The organism is Pseudomonas sp. P1_C12, assembly GCF_056406435.1.
The window spans coordinates 120,851-136,577 of sequence record NZ_JBFUAE010000008.1 but is presented as its reverse complement, the minus strand read 5'-3'; the positions used below and the strand labels follow the sequence as shown (position 1 = coordinate 136,577).

14 protein-coding genes are annotated in these 15,727 nt (G+C 60.8%); 8 read left to right on the top strand and 6 right to left on the bottom strand.

The window, feature by feature from the left end:
• Positions 1 to 69 precede the first annotated feature (69 nt).
• A complete protein-coding gene (locus AC1D19_RS16070) occupies positions 70 to 957 on the bottom strand; it encodes a LysR family transcriptional regulator (RefSeq protein WP_414876990.1) in 888 nt (295 codons plus the stop codon).
• 128 nt (positions 958 to 1,085) lie between these two features.
• Here AC1D19_RS16070 and lysM point away from each other — a divergent pair, with 128 nt between their 5' ends.
• On the top strand, positions 1,086 to 1,526 hold the full coding sequence (gene lysM / locus AC1D19_RS16065; RefSeq protein ID WP_046040810.1) for a peptidoglycan-binding protein LysM: 441 nt from the start codon (positions 1,086 to 1,088) through the stop codon (positions 1,524 to 1,526).
• A gap of 43 nt (positions 1,527 to 1,569) precedes the next feature.
• Here lysM and yrfG read toward each other — a convergent pair whose 3' ends face one another.
• Positions 1,570 to 2,232 (bottom strand): GMP/IMP nucleotidase, encoded by a 663-nt coding sequence (gene yrfG / locus AC1D19_RS16060; RefSeq protein WP_150755608.1) that lies wholly within the window; start codon positions 2,230 to 2,232, stop codon positions 1,570 to 1,572.
• Between the two features lie 88 nt (positions 2,233 to 2,320).
• On the opposite strand from yrfG, the gene nudE reads away from it, so the two are divergent.
• Both nudE and cysQ read left to right on the top strand, forming a co-directional pair.
• Positions 2,321 to 2,887: an ADP compounds hydrolase NudE gene (nudE, locus tag AC1D19_RS16055; protein WP_477753844.1), complete on the top strand. Its 567-nt coding sequence runs from the start codon at positions 2,321 to 2,323 to the stop codon at positions 2,885 to 2,887.
• A complete protein-coding gene (cysQ, locus tag AC1D19_RS16050; protein ID WP_477763774.1) occupies positions 2,884 to 3,711 on the top strand; it encodes a 3'(2'),5'-bisphosphate nucleotidase CysQ in 828 nt (275 codons plus the stop codon). The genes nudE and cysQ overlap by 4 nt, the downstream gene beginning before the upstream one ends.
• 101 nt (positions 3,712 to 3,812) lie before the next feature.
• Here cysQ and AC1D19_RS16045 read toward each other — a convergent pair whose 3' ends face one another.
• The 4 genes from AC1D19_RS16045 to rfbC form a co-directional block, all read right to left on the bottom strand.
• Positions 3,813 to 4,268: a YiiD C-terminal domain-containing protein gene (locus tag AC1D19_RS16045; RefSeq protein WP_477753842.1), complete on the bottom strand. Its 456-nt coding sequence runs from the start codon at positions 4,266 to 4,268 to the stop codon at positions 3,813 to 3,815.
• 41 nt (positions 4,269 to 4,309) lie between these two features.
• Positions 4,310 to 5,704 (bottom strand): sigma-54-dependent transcriptional regulator, encoded by a 1,395-nt coding sequence (locus AC1D19_RS16040; RefSeq protein WP_477759702.1) that lies wholly within the window; start codon positions 5,702 to 5,704, stop codon positions 4,310 to 4,312.
• Positions 5,701 to 7,509, bottom strand: coding sequence for a sensor histidine kinase (locus AC1D19_RS16035; protein WP_477763773.1), 1,809 nt, complete (start codon positions 7,507 to 7,509; stop codon positions 5,701 to 5,703). The genes AC1D19_RS16040 and AC1D19_RS16035 overlap by 4 nt, the downstream gene beginning before the upstream one ends.
• Positions 7,510 to 7,602: 93 nt before the next feature.
• On the bottom strand, positions 7,603 to 8,148 hold the full coding sequence (rfbC, locus tag AC1D19_RS16030; RefSeq protein WP_320401895.1) for a dTDP-4-dehydrorhamnose 3,5-epimerase: 546 nt from the start codon (positions 8,146 to 8,148) through the stop codon (positions 7,603 to 7,605).
• Positions 8,149 to 8,323: 175 nt separating this feature from the next.
• On the opposite strand from rfbC, the gene AC1D19_RS16025 reads away from it, so the two are divergent.
• The 5 genes from AC1D19_RS16025 (at position 8,324) to AC1D19_RS16005 (ending at position 15,629) form a co-directional block, all read left to right on the top strand.
• The gene (locus tag AC1D19_RS16025) at positions 8,324 to 11,236 is read left to right on the top strand and encodes an aminotransferase (protein ID WP_477763772.1); all 2,913 of its coding nucleotides are present in this window, start codon (positions 8,324 to 8,326) and stop codon (positions 11,234 to 11,236) included.
• 275 nt (positions 11,237 to 11,511) lie between these two features.
• A complete protein-coding gene (aguA, locus tag AC1D19_RS16020) occupies positions 11,512 to 12,618 on the top strand; it encodes an agmatine deiminase (protein ID WP_477763771.1) in 1,107 nt (368 codons plus the stop codon).
• Positions 12,619 to 12,860: 242 nt separating this feature from the next.
• Positions 12,861 to 13,073 carry a hypothetical protein gene (locus AC1D19_RS16015; RefSeq protein WP_477753836.1) on the top strand — a complete coding sequence of 71 codons (213 nt, stop codon included), beginning with the start codon at positions 12,861 to 12,863 and terminating at the stop codon, positions 13,071 to 13,073.
• Between the two features lie 336 nt (positions 13,074 to 13,409).
• Positions 13,410 to 14,081 (top strand): DsbA family protein, encoded by a 672-nt coding sequence (locus AC1D19_RS16010; RefSeq protein WP_477763770.1) that lies wholly within the window; start codon positions 13,410 to 13,412, stop codon positions 14,079 to 14,081.
• A 261-nt stretch (positions 14,082 to 14,342) separates the two neighbouring features.
• Positions 14,343 to 15,629, top strand: coding sequence for an OprD family porin (locus tag AC1D19_RS16005; RefSeq protein WP_477763769.1), 1,287 nt, complete (start codon positions 14,343 to 14,345; stop codon positions 15,627 to 15,629).
• Positions 15,630 to 15,727: the final 98 nt, after the last annotated feature.

The window sequence follows — 15,727 nt, the reverse complement described above, 5'->3', positions numbered from 1 at the left end:
CTTTAAGACTAGGCGTGACAACTTGTCACGTCTAATCGTTAGTACTGATGTGCCGATAGATACTGTCGATCAAGCACTGGGCAACGATTGTCGATAAATCGCGAAACAGGCCTCCGCCAAGGCCGAGCGTGGCGCGCTGCGACGCATGATCAGCCCCAGCCGGCCCACGGTCTGGGCGTTTTCGATCGGTTGCAGGCGCAGATGATCGGTCAGCTCTTCCAGACCTCCGTCCAACGGCATCACGGCGCAGCACAAGCCGCCGTGCACAGTTTGTAAAAGTTGATGCACGGCATCCGTTTGCAACAGCGGCTGCGGGGTGAGGCCGCGGCTGTGGAAGTTGTGGTCGATGGATTGGCGAAAGTGCATGCCGCTGGAGAGCATGCCCAGTGGCAGTTCGATCAATGATTCCCAGCTCAGCGGCGCCTCGCCAAAGCTGAAAAAGCGTTGGTCGTAGAGCAGACCCATGCGGGTTTCGCTGAAGGCCAGGGAGTCGAAATGTTCGGTGTCCAGGCGCTCCAGGTAGGAAACACCGAGGTCCAGGCGATTGTTCGCCAGTTGTTCGAGTATTTGCTCCGAACTCAGCGCCGAAAGCTCGAAGCGCAGGTTCGGATGCTCCCCGTGCAGGCGTTGAAGCAGCGGCAGCGGATCGAAGCTCGACAGCGGCACCACGCCCAGACGCAAGGTGCCGACCAGATTGCCGCGACAGGCGGCCGCCTCGGCATACAAGCCGTCGTACGCCGCCAGCACCGTGCGCGCCCAGGCCAGCACTCGTTCGCCCGGTGCCGTAAAACCTTCGAAGCGCTGACCACGATTGACCAGCGGCAGGTCGAGTTCTTCTTCGAGGCTGCGCAGGCGCATCGATAGTGTCGGTTGAGTAATGTGGCAGCGCGCGGCGGCCTGGCCGAAATGGCGGGTTTCGTCGAGCGCGATGAGGAATTTCAGCTGCTTGATGTCCATCTTCGCTCCTGGGCGCGGGAAGAGGCCGATTCTATCGCAAGCGGGGTCATTGGTCGGGCTGGATTCGCAAGTGATGGTCGTGGTCTAGGCTTTGGCGTCTGGAACCCCAAACCCAAGGAGAGTGCACCATGAGTCTTTTGAGCTTTGTGAAGGAAGCAGGCGAAAAACTGCTGGATTTGCTGACGCCAGGCAACGCCAACGCCAGTGAGCAGTTGAAGGAACACATCAGCAAGGTCGGCCTGGGCAACCCGAATGTGCAGGCGACGGTCGATGGCGACAAGGTCACGGTGACCGGTGAAGTGGCGAGTCAGGAAGAGAAGGAAAAGATCCTGCTGGCAGTGGGCAATATCGCCGGGGTTGGCAGCGTGGATGATCAGATTACTGTGACCGGGCCTGTTGTTGCTGCCGCGGTGTTTGTCACGGTGGTGAAGGGCGACACCCTCAGCGCGATTTCCAAGCGCGTGTACGGCGATGCCAACAAGTACAACAAGATTTTCGAAGCCAATAAGCCGATGTTGTCGCACCCGGACAAGATCTATCCGGGACAGTCGTTGCGGATTCCCGAGTAATGCGAGGCCTGTAGGAGCTGCCGCAGGCAGCTCCTACGGTCAATCAAAGCCCCGCAATCAAATCCCGATAATCCCCGACCGCTGCAAACTCCGCCGTATCCTTCGGCCCCTTGCGGCTATCCGGTTCACGCACAGCCAGCAAATGCGCCACGCCAAAGTCCCGTGCACTGCGCAGGATCGGCAAGGTGTCGTCGATGAACAGGCTGCGCGCCGGATCGAAATCGATATCGGCTTGCAACGCATCCCAGAACTGCGGGTTTTCCTTGGGGAAGCCGTAGTCATGGGAGCTGATCAAGCGCTCGAAGTACGGCGCCAGCTCGATTTTTTCCAGCTTCAACGACAGCGCATCCCGATGGGCATTGGTGATCAGCACCACGCGCTTGCCGGCCCGTTTGATCGCCGCCAGAAAGGTGTCGGCATCCGGGCGCAGGGCGATCAGGTGCGCGGTTTCCAGTTTCAGGTCGCGCACCGACAGCTTCAGTTCGGCACTCCAGAAGTCCAGGCAGTACCACTGCAACTGGCCGGCATTGCGTTCGAATAACGGCTGCAATTCCATCTCGGCCATGGCCCGGCTGACCCCGTGCAGTTCGGCGTAACGCTGGGGCAGGTGCTCCATCCAGAAGTGGTTGTCGAAATGCAGGTCCAGCAGCGTGCCGTCCATGTCCAGCAGAACGGTATCGATGTCGGACCAGGGTAATGAAGGCATGGCAACGTCTCGGGCAGTAGAAAGATTTCTGGCGTAAACAATCGGGAAAGCCGCGTTATAGTAGCGCGTTCACGCCAAGGAGCTTTGCATGCGCCAGAAACCCACCATACTCGCCCGCGAAATTGTCGCCACCAGTCGATTGTTCTGCGTGGAAGAGCTGAAGTTGCGCTTTTCCAACGGCGTGGAGCGCACCTATGAACGCCTGGTCGGCAAGGGTGCCGGGTACGGCGCGGTGATGATCGTGGCGATGCTCGATGCCGAGCATGCGGTACTGGTCGAGGAGTATTGCGGCGGCACGGATGAATATGAAATGTCATTGCCCAAGGGTTTGATCGAGCCGGGCGAAGACGTGTTGGCAGCAGCCGAGCGCGAACTCAAGGAAGAGGCTGGTTTCGGCGCGCGGCAACTGGAGCACCTGACCGAGCTGTCGCTGTCCCCCGGTTACATGAGCCAGAAGATTCAGGTGGTGCTGGCCACCGACCTCTACGAAGAGCGTCTGGAAGGCGACGAGCCCGAGCCGATGCGGGTGGACAAGATCAATCTGCGTGAACTCTCGGCGCTGGCGCAAAACCCCCACTTTACTGAAGGCCGTGCCTTGGCGGCGCTGTACCTGGCCCGAGACCTGTTGACTCAACGCGGAGCGTTCCAGCCATGAACTTCCCGCATCCGTTGATGGCACCTGTCATCGAGCTGGCCTTGCAGGCCGGTGAGGCGATCCTGCCGTTCTGGCGCACGGGCACGGCCGTCACGGCGAAGGCTGATGATTCGCCGGTGACCGCTGCTGACCTGGCCGCACACCACCTGATTCTGGCCGGGCTGACGGCGCTCGATCCGAGCATCCCGGTGCTCTCCGAAGAGGACGCCAACATCCCCCAAAGCGTGCGGGCCGGATGGCAGCGCTGGTGGCTGGTTGATCCACTGGATGGCACCAAGGAGTTCATCAGCGGCAGCGAAGAGTTCACCGTCAACATCGCCCTGATCGAAAACGGTCGAGTGGTGTTCGGCGTGGTGTCGATGCCGACCAACGGTCGTTTCTATGTCGGTGGCGCCGGCCTCGGTGCCTGGCGCGGCGATAAAGGTGGCACGCCGGTGGCGATCAAGGTGCGTGATGCATTAGCGCCAGGCGAGTCGTTCACCGTGGTGGCCAGCCGTCGTCATTCGAGCCCGGAGCAGGAGCATTTGCTGGCGGGGTTGAGCGCGATCCTTGGCGAGCTGCAACTGGCCAATATCGGCAGTTCGCTGAAGTTTTGCCTGCTGGCCGAAGGGGCGGCGGATTGCTATCCACGTCTGGCACCGACTTCGCAGTGGGACACGGCGGCAGCGCAAGGCGTGCTGGAGGGCGCGGGTGGTGAGGTGCTGGAGTTGAGCGGTGAGCCGTTCAGCTATCCGGCGCGGGAGTCGCTGTTGAACGCATTCTTTCTGGCTTTGCCGGCGAAGGCGGCCTGGCGGGAGAAGCTGCTGGCGCTCGCTACCCTGTAGGAGCTGGCTTGTCGGGTCGCCGCATCGCAGCGAAGCGGTGTGTCAGGCACACCGCATTGCATCATTCGCCAGCAAGCCGGCTCCTACAGAGGTAGTGGCGCTTAACGGTGCAGCACGTACTGCCCGACAAACCTCACCGCATCCTCATCATGGCCTTCATTGACGACCCGCGTATGCAGCGTCAACCGCGCTCGGCTATATCGCTGGAACGTGGTCAGGAATTTCTTCCAGATCACCGGATCCGGTGCCTGGCAAATGGCGTTGGCATCGCCCGTCACTGGCAGCGGATAGCTGATCTGCCCTTCCTGAATCACGATGTGCCCGTCGGTAATGCCTTCTTCCTTGAGGCGCAGATGCAGCCAGCCCCAACCGGCCAGGACCGCGCCGCAATACAGGCTGCCGCCGAACATGGTGCTCTTGTGGTTGACGTTGGCTTCCAGTGGCAAGTGCAGGCGCAGTTGCTGGTCATGCCAGTCGAGCACTTTGAGGCCCATGTCCCGGGTGAGGGGAATGTCGTGATGGAGGACTGATTCCAGTTGTCGACTGTCGCGGCTCATTCAGGGGGCCTCTTGCTTGAAGTGGATGATTGGACGGTAGCTCAGTCGAGGTCGTCAGGGTGGGCCGAGGCACCACTGTCGGCGAAACTCAGACCGTGCTTGCGCAGTTTGTCATGCAGGGTCTTGCGCGGAATGCCGAGGGCTTCGGCGACGCTGCGCACGGAGCTGTGCGAGCGTGCCAGTTCGGCGGCAATGAGGGTTTTTTCGAAGTTCTCCACTTGCTCGCTCAAACCGCCGCTGACGGCTTCGACCCTGTTGCCAGCGCCGCCTTGCGGCGTGTTGTTGTCGAGGGCCAGTTCCAACCCGAGGGCAAAACGCTCGGCCGCATTTTGCAGCTCGCGCACGTTGCCGGGCCAGGTGTGGCGCAGCAGCAAGGCACGTTGTCCCGGTTGCAGTTCATGGGGTGGCAAGCCGTGGCGGGCACTGGCTTCATCGGCGAAATGCTGAAACAGCATCAGCGCATCTTCGCCCCGTTCGCGCAATGGTGGAATCCGCAATGGTGCGACATTCAGGCGGTAATACAAGTCGGCACGGAAACGTCCTTGATCCGCCGCCTGGCGCAGGTCTTCCTTGGTGGCGGCGATGATGCGGATGTCCAGCGGGATCAGTTGATTGCCGCCCAGGCGTTCGACTACCCGTTCTTGCAGCAAGCGCAGCAATTTGACCTGCACATCCAGGCTCATGCTTTCGATTTCATCGAGGAACAACGTGCCGCCATTGGCGAACTCGAACTTGCCGATGCGACGTTTCTGCGCACCAGTGAAGGCACCGGGCTCGTGGCCGAACAGCTCGCTTTCGACCACTGATTCGGCCAGGGCACCGGCGTTGATCGCCACGAACGGACCGTTGCGACGGCTTGATAAATCGTGCAGCGCCCGGGCCACGACTTCTTTGCCAGCGCCGGTTTCGCCGAGGATCAGTACATCGGCCTTGGTCGCCGCCAGGGCACCGATCTGCTCGCGCAGGCGCAGCATCGAAGGTGAGTGGCCAACCAGGCGGGCGCTCAGCTCATTGCGGTCGCTCAAGGCCAACCGCAGGCTGCGGTTGTCCAGCACCAGCCGACGCAGGGCTAACGCCCGGCGCACACTGTCGAGCAGGGCGTCGCTGGCGAAGGGCTTTTCCAGAAAGTCATAGGCCCCGGCGCGCATGGCCTGCACGGCCAGCGGCACATCGCCGTGGCCGGTGATCAGCAGCACCGGTAGCTCAGGGTCCTGGGCATGCAGTTCGGTCAGCAGTTCGAGACCGTCCATGCCGGGCATGCGGATATCACTGACCACCACACCCGGCCAGTCGCGCTCCAGTTGCGCGGCCAGGCCCTTGGCTTCGGCCAGCGGCAGGATTTTCAGGCCCGCCAGATCCAGCGTTTGGCTCAGGGCCTGGCGCAAGTGGGGATCGTCGTCGATCAACACGACCTGAATGCGGTTGTCGATGGTCATGCACTTCGGTCCTCGGACGGTTGCAGGCTCACGCCCGGTGCGCCTGCGCGCAGCTTCAGGGTAATCAGGGCGCCGCCCTCCTTGTGATTGGCGAACGACAGTTCACCGCCGAAGGCGCGCATCAGGGTTTCGCAAATCGCCAGCCCCAAACCGAGGCCCTGGGTTCGGGTCTTGGTGGTGTAGAACGGCTCGCTGGCGCGCCCAAGGGCTTCCATGCAAAAGCCGGGGCCGTTGTCGCGAATGTACAGGTTGACGCCATCGGCCGTGGATTGGGCACTTAGCCAGAGTTTACGTGGCGGGCCTTTTTCCGTCAGGGCATCCAGGGCGTTGGCCAGCAGATTGCCGAGTACCTGGCGCAGGCGGGTTTCCCCGGCCTCAACCCACAGGGTGGCGGCCGGCAAGTCACGGATCAGCTCGACTTCCATGCTGCGTCGACGCTTGGCCAACAAGGCCAGGGCATCGTCCAGCGCCGGTTGCAGGGCGACGCTTTCCGGGGCATGCCGGTCGCGCCGGGCAAAGGCGCGCAAGTGGGCGATGATCGAGGCCATGCGACCGGTCAATTCGCTGATCAGCTTGAGATTGCCGCGGGCATCGTCGGTGCGCTGGTGATCGAGCAGCACCTCGGCGTTTTCCGCGTAGCTGCGAATCGCTGCCAGCGGCTGATTGAGTTCGTGGCTGATGCTCGCCGACATGGTGCCCAGTGCCGACAATTTGCCGGCCTGTACCAGATCATCCTGGGCGCGTACCAGCTCCTGCTGGGCTTGTTCGCGCTCCAGCACTTCCTGTTTCAGGCGCCGGTTCAGGCCTTCGAGATCGCTGGTGCGCTCGGCGACCCGACCTTCCAGCTCGTGCCGGGCCTTGGCTTCGAAAGCGATGCGTTCGAGGTAATGGCGGCGGCGCTGCATCATCAGGCCGAGCAGCAACATCACCACCAGCAAGGTTGCACCACCGATGGCCACCACCGTGCGCACCGGACGGTCGATCAAGGTGCGCGGGGCGAGGATGCTGACGTCCCAGCCGGTTTCGGCGATCTGTTGGGTCTGGGTCAGCCAGGCATTGGGATTGAATTTCAGCGGTTTTGGCTCGCGGGTTGGATAGGGTTGAATCGCGGTGATGGCCTTGCTTTCTTCCTCGTTCAACGGGCGGGTCGAGCGGAATCGCCACTCCGGTCGCGAGGTGAGAATGACCACGCCATTGTGGTCGGTCAGCAGCAGTTGTTCCGGGGTTTTGCCCCAGAGGCTTTCGGTGTGGTCGAGGTCGACCTTGACCACCAGCACGCCGACGATTTTATCGCCATCACGCACGCCAGCGGCGAAGAAGTAACCGCGCTTGGCGGAGGTGGTGCCCAGGCCGAAAAAGCGCCCGAGCCGCCCGGCCATGGCTTCGCTGAAATACGGACGGAAGGAAAAATTGCGCCCGACGAAACTGTCGTGCTTGTCCCAGTTGGAGGCGGCCAGGGTCTTGCCATTGGCGTCCATCAGGTACATGACTTCGGCGCCGGTCTGGGTGGCAATATTTTTCAGCAGGTGGTTGGCGTTGCCTTGGGTGACGCCATCGTCCGGCGCACCGAGCACGGCGCGCAAGGCCGGCAGGTCGCCGAGGATCTGTGGCAACACTTCATAGCGATGCAGGGTACCCAGCAGGTTGGCGACGTAGAGATCGAGGGTCTGACGATTCTGACTGGCCAGCTCGCTACGGTAGTAACGCTCGGCGAGATGTTCCAGCGGCCACAGCAACGGCGCCAGGCACAGTGCCAGCAGGGCCAGGCTGCGCCAACGGGGTCTGGGAGGGAGAGTCGGTTTCATGAGCAGCATGCGCCTGTGGGTACAGGCGCATTATGCCTAGGCTTACCCGCCTTGGGTCAGGTGCATCTTGATAGGCGAGCTTCAGCCGGCCTTTCAGGCAAAGACGTCAGCGTCCTTGAAAAATACCCCGGCCTGATCTTTCGCCGACAACTGCGGCGTGCCTTGCAGTTGCCAGTCGATGGCCAGGTCCGGGTCGTCCCAGCGAATGCTGCGCTCGGCGGAGGGCGTGTAGTAATCGGTGGTTTTGTAAAGGAACTCGGCAAACTCGCTCAATACGACGAACCCGTGGGCGAAACCTTCCGGGACCCAGAGCTGACGATGGTTGTCGGAAGACAGTCGCACTGCGACCCATTTGCCGAAGTGCGGTGAGCTGCGACGGATGTCTACGGCGACGTCCAGCACTTCACCGACCGTGACGCGAACCAGTTTTCCCTGGGTATTTTCCAGTTGGTAATGCAGACCGCGCAGCACGCCCTTCTGCGAACGGGAGTGATTGTCTTGAACGAATTCAGTGTCCAGTCCGGTGGCCTCTTTGAAGGCCCGGGCGTTGAAACTCTCGTAGAAGAAACCACGTTCGTCGCCAAAGACCTTGGGTTCGAGGATCAGAACACCGGGCAGATCAGTGGTCACTACATTCATGGTGGCTCTCCAGCAGTGTGTGTTGAATGGCCGCCATTCTTGCGCAAAGCGCCGACCGAGGCGAGTACCAGAACAAAGCCCGCTCCCACAAATGCCCCATGCCGCTTCCGGGGGGTTGCGTATCGCCCGAACCAGTGGCGATATAGGCGCCTAATAAAATTTCAGGGGTCGTTGTATGCCGCTCGCCACGTTGATTCATCGCGCCAGTTTGCCCAGCCCGCAGGTGTCTGCGGATCAAGCGCGAGCGCTGCTGGAAGAACATTACGGGTTCAGCGGCAGGTTGCAGGCCCTTGGCAGCCAGCAAGACCTGAACTACCGCGTCGACAGCGAGCAGGGACGTTTCGTCCTGAAAATCTGCCGTGGCGACTATTCGGTAATTGAGCTTCAAGCACAGCACGCCGGGCTCGGGCACTTGGGGGAGCACCCCGATGTGCATGTGCCGCGTGTTATCCCGGCGAAAAACGGTGCAGAACTTCTGTCTCTGGACATGGGTGGCCAGGCGGTCCACGTTCGCCTGCTCGATTACATCGAAGGCCAGCCGCTGACGAGCCTCGGCCATTTCAACCCGACGGTGGTGTCCGGCTTCGGTCGCCTGTGCGGTGAAATGGACCTGGCCCTGGCGGATTTCGACCATCCGGGGCTGGTGCGAACCCTGCAATGGGACGCCCGCCATGCTCACGCCCTGATCGCGCATTTGCTGCCGGTGATCAAGGATGAGGCCCAGCGCAAACTGATCGTCGAAGCGTCCGGGCAAGCCGAGCGGCATTTGCAGCCACTGCAAGACAAGCTGCCGGTGCAGGCCATTCACATGGATATCACCGACGATAACGTGGTGTGGCAGCGCGATGCGCAGCGCCATTGGCAGCTGCAGGGCGTGATCGATTTCGGTGACCTGGTGCGCACCTGGCGCATTACCGATCTGTCGGTGACCTGCGCCGCGCTGCTGCATCATGGCGAGGGCGATCCGTTCTGCATTTTGCCGGCGGTACAGGCCTATCACGCGGTCAATCCGTTGCAACACGAAGAATTGCTGGCGCTGTGGCCGCTGATCGTCGCCCGCGCGGCGGTGTTGGTGCTCAGCGGCGAACAGCAGGTCAGCATCGATCCGGGCAATGCCTACAGCCGCGATAACCTGGTCCATGAATGGGAAATCTTCCGTGTGGCCACGTCGGTACCATTGGCGTTGATGGAAGCGGCGATCCTCACCGCCGTCGGCCAGAACCTGCCCACCATCGGCAGCGAAGGCTTCGCGCCGCTGTTGCCAAGCCTGGTGGGGCGTGAGTTCGCGCTGATCGACCTGGGTGTGCTCAGCCCGCATTTCGAGGCCGGGAACTGGGAGCAGGAGCGTGTCGATCAGCGCCTGCTGGATGAAGCCGCTACGGCGCATGGCCTGGCGGCCAGTCGCTACGGACAATACCGCTTGTCCCACACCCGCCCGGACAGCGCCGCTGAACCGGACACTTGCCCGTTGCACGTCGAGTTGCGTGTGCCTCAGGGCACGGCGGTCGAAGCGCCGTTTGCCGGGGTAGTGCATCACCCATCGGCGGGCGTGCTGCAACTGGACGGCCCGCAATTGAGTGTGCGGCTTTGGGGCGTCACGCCGTCGCTGCACAGCGGCGCAGCACTGGTCAAAGGCCAGGTACTGGGCTCGGTCAGCGGGCCATTGATCGTGCAGTTGTGCCGTGGCGCGTCGATCAATGCGCCGTTGTTCTGTACGCCTTCGCGCGCGGCAGCCTGGCAAGCGTTGTGTCCATCACCGGCAGCGTTGCTGGGGCTGGCGTGTGACGCCGAAGCTGAGCTCGACGGAGCGACGTTGCTGGCCCGGCGCGACGCCAGTTTCGCCCGTACGCAAAAACATTATTACGTCGACCCGCCGCGCATCGAGCGCGGCTGGCGCAACCATTTGATTGACATGCAGGGTCGTTCCTACCTCGACATGCTCAACAACGTTGCGGTATTGGGCCACGGTCACCCGCGCATGGCGGCGGTTGCCAGTCGCCAGTGGTCGTTGCTCAACACCAACTCGCGCTTCAACTACGCGGCCGTGGCCGAGTTCTCCGAACGTTTGCTGAAGCTGTCCCCTGACGGCATGGACCGCGTGTTCCTGGTCAACAGCGGTAGCGAGGCCAACGACCTGGCGATTCGACTGGCGTGGGCCTACAGCGGCGGCCGCGACATGCTCAGCGTGCTGGAGGCTTATCACGGCTGGACGGTGGGGGCCGACTCGGTGTCGACCTCGATCGCCGACAACCCCAAGGCCTTGAGCAGTCGCCCGGACTGGGTGCACCCGGTGACCGCGCCAAACACCTATCGCGGTGAATTCCGTGGCCCCGACAGCGCGCCGGATTATGTGCGTAGCGTCGAACACAACCTGGCGAAAATCGCCGAGCAGAATCGCCAATTGGCCGGTTTCATTTGCGAGCCGGTGTATGGCAATGCCGGCGGCATCTCGCTGCCACCGGACTATTTGAAACAAGTCTATGCCATGGTCCGGGCGCGGGGCGGCGTGTGCATCGCCGACGAAGTGCAGGTGGGCTACGGGCGCATGGGCGATTTCTTCTGGGGCTTTGAAGAACAGGGCGTGGTGCCGGATATCATCACCATGGCCAAGGGCATGGGCAACGGTCAGCCACTGGGCGCGGTCATCACCCGTCGGGAAATCGCCGAAGCGCTGGAGGCCGAGGGTTACTTCTTCTCCTCTGCTGGCGGCAGCCCGGTCAGTTGCCAGGTCGGCATGGCGGTGCTGGATGTAATGGAAGAGGAAAAACTCTGGGAAAACGCCCAGGTCGTCGGCGGGCACTTCAAGAAGCGCCTCGAAGCGTTGATCGATATTCATCCGTTAGTGGGCGCGGTGCACGGTTCCGGTTTCTACCTGGGCGTCGAGTTGATCCGCAATCGCGAAACCCTGGAGCCGGCCACCGAAGAAACCACCGCGCTGTGCGATCGCTTGCGTGAACTGGGGATCTTCATGCAGCCGACCGGCGATTACCTGAACATCCTCAAGATCAAGCCGCCGATGGTCACTTCGCGCCAGAGCGTGGATTTCTTCGTGGACATGCTGTCGAAGGTGCTCGAAGAAGGCCTGTAAACACATCCCCTGTAGGAGCGAGCCTGCTCGCGATAGCGGTCTTCCGGTCAAAAAAATGGTGACTGATATGGCCTAATCGCGAGCAGGCTCACTCCTACAGGGCACTGCTGTGGTAGTTCGATTGATATCGGCTTTTTATCGATTGTTTTTGTAACTATGGATGTAAGTTGCTTTAAAAGCCGATATTTATCGGATATAAAGTAGCGCAGTCCACGGCGTGTACCAATGCGCTTCCATTTCTGTCAGGCATCAATGCCACTCCGGAGTCCTGAGCCATGACCACGTTGAACAGCACCCCTCGCGCCGACGGCTTCTACATGCCAGCCGAATGGGCACCCCAAACCCAGACCTGGATGATCTGGCCCGAGCGCCCGGACAACTGGCGACTGGGCGGCAAACCGGCACAATCCGCGCATGTGGCAGTGGCCAAGGCCATCGCCCGTTTCGAACCGGTGACCGTGGCGGTTTCCGCCGGCCAGTACGAAAACGCCCGTGCCCGTCTGGACGTACCGAATATTCGTGTGGTGGAAATGTCCAGCGACGACGCCTGGGTCCGAGACTCCGGTCCGACCTTCGTCATCAATAACAGTGGCGAAGTCCGTGGCGTGAACTGGGACTTCAACGCCTGGGGCGGCTTCGACGGCGGCCTGTATTCGCCGTGGAACCGCGACTCGCAGGTCGGCGGCAAGATCCTCGAGATCGAGCGCAGCCCGCGTTACCGCACCGAAGGCTTCGTGCTGGAAGGCGGCTCGATTCACGTCGACGGTGAAGGCACGCTGATCACCACCGAAGAATGCCTGCTCAACCGCAATCGCAACCCGCACATGAATCGCGCGGAAATCGAAGCGGTCCTGAGTGCGAACCTGGCTGTGGATAAAATCATCTGGCTACCGGATGGCTTGTTCAACGACGAAACCGACGGCCATGTGGATAACTTCTGCTGCTACGTGCGTCCGGGTGAAGTGCTGTTGGCCTGGACCGATGATCCACAGGACCCTAACTACCCGCGCTGCCAGGCGGCGATGAAAGTGCTGCAAAGCAGCACCGACGCCAAGGGTCGCCCGTTCACGGTGCACAAAATGCCGATCCCGGGTCCGCTGTTTGCGACTGAAGAAGAGTGCGCCGGTGTCGATCCAGTGGACGGTACTCAGGAGCGTAACCCGACGGTTCGTCTGGCCGGTTCCTACGTGAACTTCCTGATCGTCAACGGCGGCATCATCGCGCCGAGCTTTGACGACCCGCAGGATGGCCCGGCAAAGGAAATCTTGCAGAACCTGTTCCCACAGCATGAAGTGGTGATGGTGCCTGGTCGCGAACTGTTACTGGGGGGCGGGAATATTCACTGCCTTACCCAGCAACAACCCGCACCGCACAAGGAGTGAGTGAGGTCGTAACAGCTTGAGTTGATTGCGAATTCCCTCAGGCTGTCGATTAGCCACCAGCGTTGCACGGAGCACGCGGCCCTACAGGCCTGCGGGCTTTTTTGTATCCGCTTGGCCACACTTCAGAAACCTTGGCACAGCTCTTGTATCCCTGCTGTTGTACTCGGGGTGGGGAGGACTTCGATGTTCTGTCATAAACCTTGGATAAGTTAGCCGCTCACAAACCGGGAGAGAGCGCTGAAATGAACGCCGAAGTGAATGTTATGGGCGAAAAGGCGTTGCATCCCCTGGCAGTAAACAGCGAATCGCTCCAGATTCTGGCGCACTGGTTCAAGTCCAATGGAATGCGTCAGATCAGTGAAGCTGATCCGCGCCGGACGATGATCGAGCGTTACCCTGCTGGTTTATTCAGCGAGGCGGAACTGGATGCGTTGTGGGATGTAATGGAAGGATAAGAAGAACAACAACGGATTGAACAAGAAAAAGCGCTGCCGGGATGGCAGCGCTTTTTTTTGTGCGTGTTTTGCATGAACGACTGTAGGAGCTGGCTTGCCAGCGAAGGCCATCTGTCATTCACCATCAATGTTGAATGTGCAAACCTCTTCGCTGGCAAGCCAGCTCCTACAAGTTTTGCGGTGTTCAGGTCACGGTCCCCCAGGCTACGCGGCGCCCAGCTCGTTCCTGCGGGAGCATTCGACCGATTCCTGAAACAGACTGAAAGCCGTTCCGGTGTTTTTCAGTCATGAACTCAGGACTAATCTGCCGGCATCGATTTTTGCCGGAGCCTTGCCATGATCCTCCACTACATCTACGACCCGTTGTGCGGTTGGTGCTACGGCGCCAAACCGCTGGTGCAGGCCGCCCAGGCTGTGCTGCCCGTGATTGCCCACGGCGGCGGCATGATGACGGGGGCCAATCGGCAAAAGGTTTCGCCACAACTGCGCAGTTACGTCATACCCCATGACCGGCGTATCGCCGAATACAGCGGGCAGCCGTTCGGTGAAGCCTATTTCGAAGGTTTGCTGCGTGATCACAGCGCTGTGTTCGACTCGGCTCCACCCATCGCTGCGGTGCTGGCGGCCGAGCAAATGGGAGGTCGCGGGCTGGAGTTGTTGGGGCGTTTGCAAAGTGCTCACTACGTGGAGGGGCGTCGCATCGCCGATGAGTCGGTACTGTTTGAACTTGCCCACGGCATGGGGCTGGACCGCGAAGCCTTCGAAAAAACCTTCAGGGCGGCTGACACCGAAGGCCATATCAGGAACAGCCGGGCTCTTTTGGCCAAGGTCGGCGGGCAGGGCTTTCCGACCCTGGCGCTTGAGCACAATGACCAATTCACCCTGATCGATATCGGGCCATGGCTGGGCAAACCCCAGGCATTTGCGCAGTGGTTGAGTCAGTCGCTACCCGATCAGGGATCATCCATTTCCATAGCAGCCTGTGGCCTCGATGGCTGCAGTGATTGAATATTCCTGCCGCATAAAGGCATTTCTTAGACGGTTTTCACCTGTTTTTAGAAGATTCATGAAATTGACACATCGTTGAGGGCGCAGCTACGATTCGGCCCAACGCCTGTGGCCGACCGCCACGATCAAAAATTATAAAAAGGCCCGCCGCGAGAAATCGTGGGCGGGCCTTTTTGTTTTCGTCATGAAAAAAGAGCGCGATAGCGCCGTTTCGGGAGTTCGACACAGCGCGTATCAACCGGAAATAAGGAAAAGAACACGATGTTGAACAAGCGAATCAGCCTGATCGCTCTGGGGATGTTGAGTGCGACACAGGCCATGGCGAACGACCAGGCCGAATCCAAGGGTTTTGTTGAAGACAGCAGCCTCAAAGTGCTGCTGCGCAACGCCTACATGAACCGTGACTTCAAAGACGGCAACCCGGATAAATCCGAGTGGGGCCAGGCGGCTATCGGCACGTTCTCGTCCGGCTTCACCCAAGGCACCGTGGGTGTGGGTGTGGACGCTTTCGGGCTGTACGCACTGAACCTGGAACGCAGCGAAGACCGTAGCGGCGCGCAAGGCATCGACTTCTTCAAAAAGGGCGACAGCGGCCAGCCGGCTAACGACCTGTCCAAGGGCGGCGCAGCGATCAAGTTCCGCCTGTCCAGCACCACCCTGACCTACGGCGACCAGATGCCGGCCCTGCCGGTGCTGAACTACGACAACTCACGCCTGCTGCCGGAAAGCTACTCCGGCACCTTGATCACCTCCAAAGAGATCAAAAGCCTGCAACTGGACGCCGGTCGCTTCACCGCCGAATCGCGCAAAAGCGCTGAAGGCCGTGACAGCGGTGGCTTGAAGTCGATCAACGTATTGGGCGGTAGCTACCAGTTCACCGAGCAATTCAAGGCCGCGCTGTACGCTTCCGACGTCGAAGACGTGCTGAAGAAACAATACGTGAGCGCCAACTACGTGTTCCCGATCGACAAGGATCAGTCCCTGACCCTGGACTTCAACGGCTACCGCACCAAGCTGGAAGATTCCTACGTTCGCGAAAACGCTATCACCGGCGACGACAACAAGATCTGGAGCCTGGCGGCCACCTTCATCACCGGCCCGCACTCGTTCACCCTCGCGCATCAGCGCAGCACCGGCGACAGCAACCTGGGCTACGCCTACGGCGGCTACCAGAAAGACCAGGGTCGCGTCGGCGACGGTGGCAACACCATCTACCTGGCGAACTCCTACTGGTCCGACTTCAATGCCGAAGACGAACGCAGCTGGCAGGTGGGCTACGGCCTGGACTTCAGCACCTTCGGTGCACCGGGCCTGAGCTACAACGTGGCCTACGTGCGCGGCGACAACATCACCACTTCCACCAGCGAAGGCGGCACCGAGCGCGAGATCTTCAACCAGATCAAATACGTCGTCCAAAGCGGCCCGGCCAAAGACCTCAGCGTGAAACTGCGCAGCTCGGTCCTGCGCGTGTCGCAGAAATCGAGCGAGTACAACGTCAGCGGCAACGAAGTGCGTGTGTTCGTGGATTACCCGATCAATATCTTTTGATGATCGGTTGTGGTGTCGAGGCCTGATGCAAGGCTGAGAATGAAGAAGCCCCGACTGGTTCGGGGGCTTAATGTGATGCTCAGCCTAACCGAGAAGCC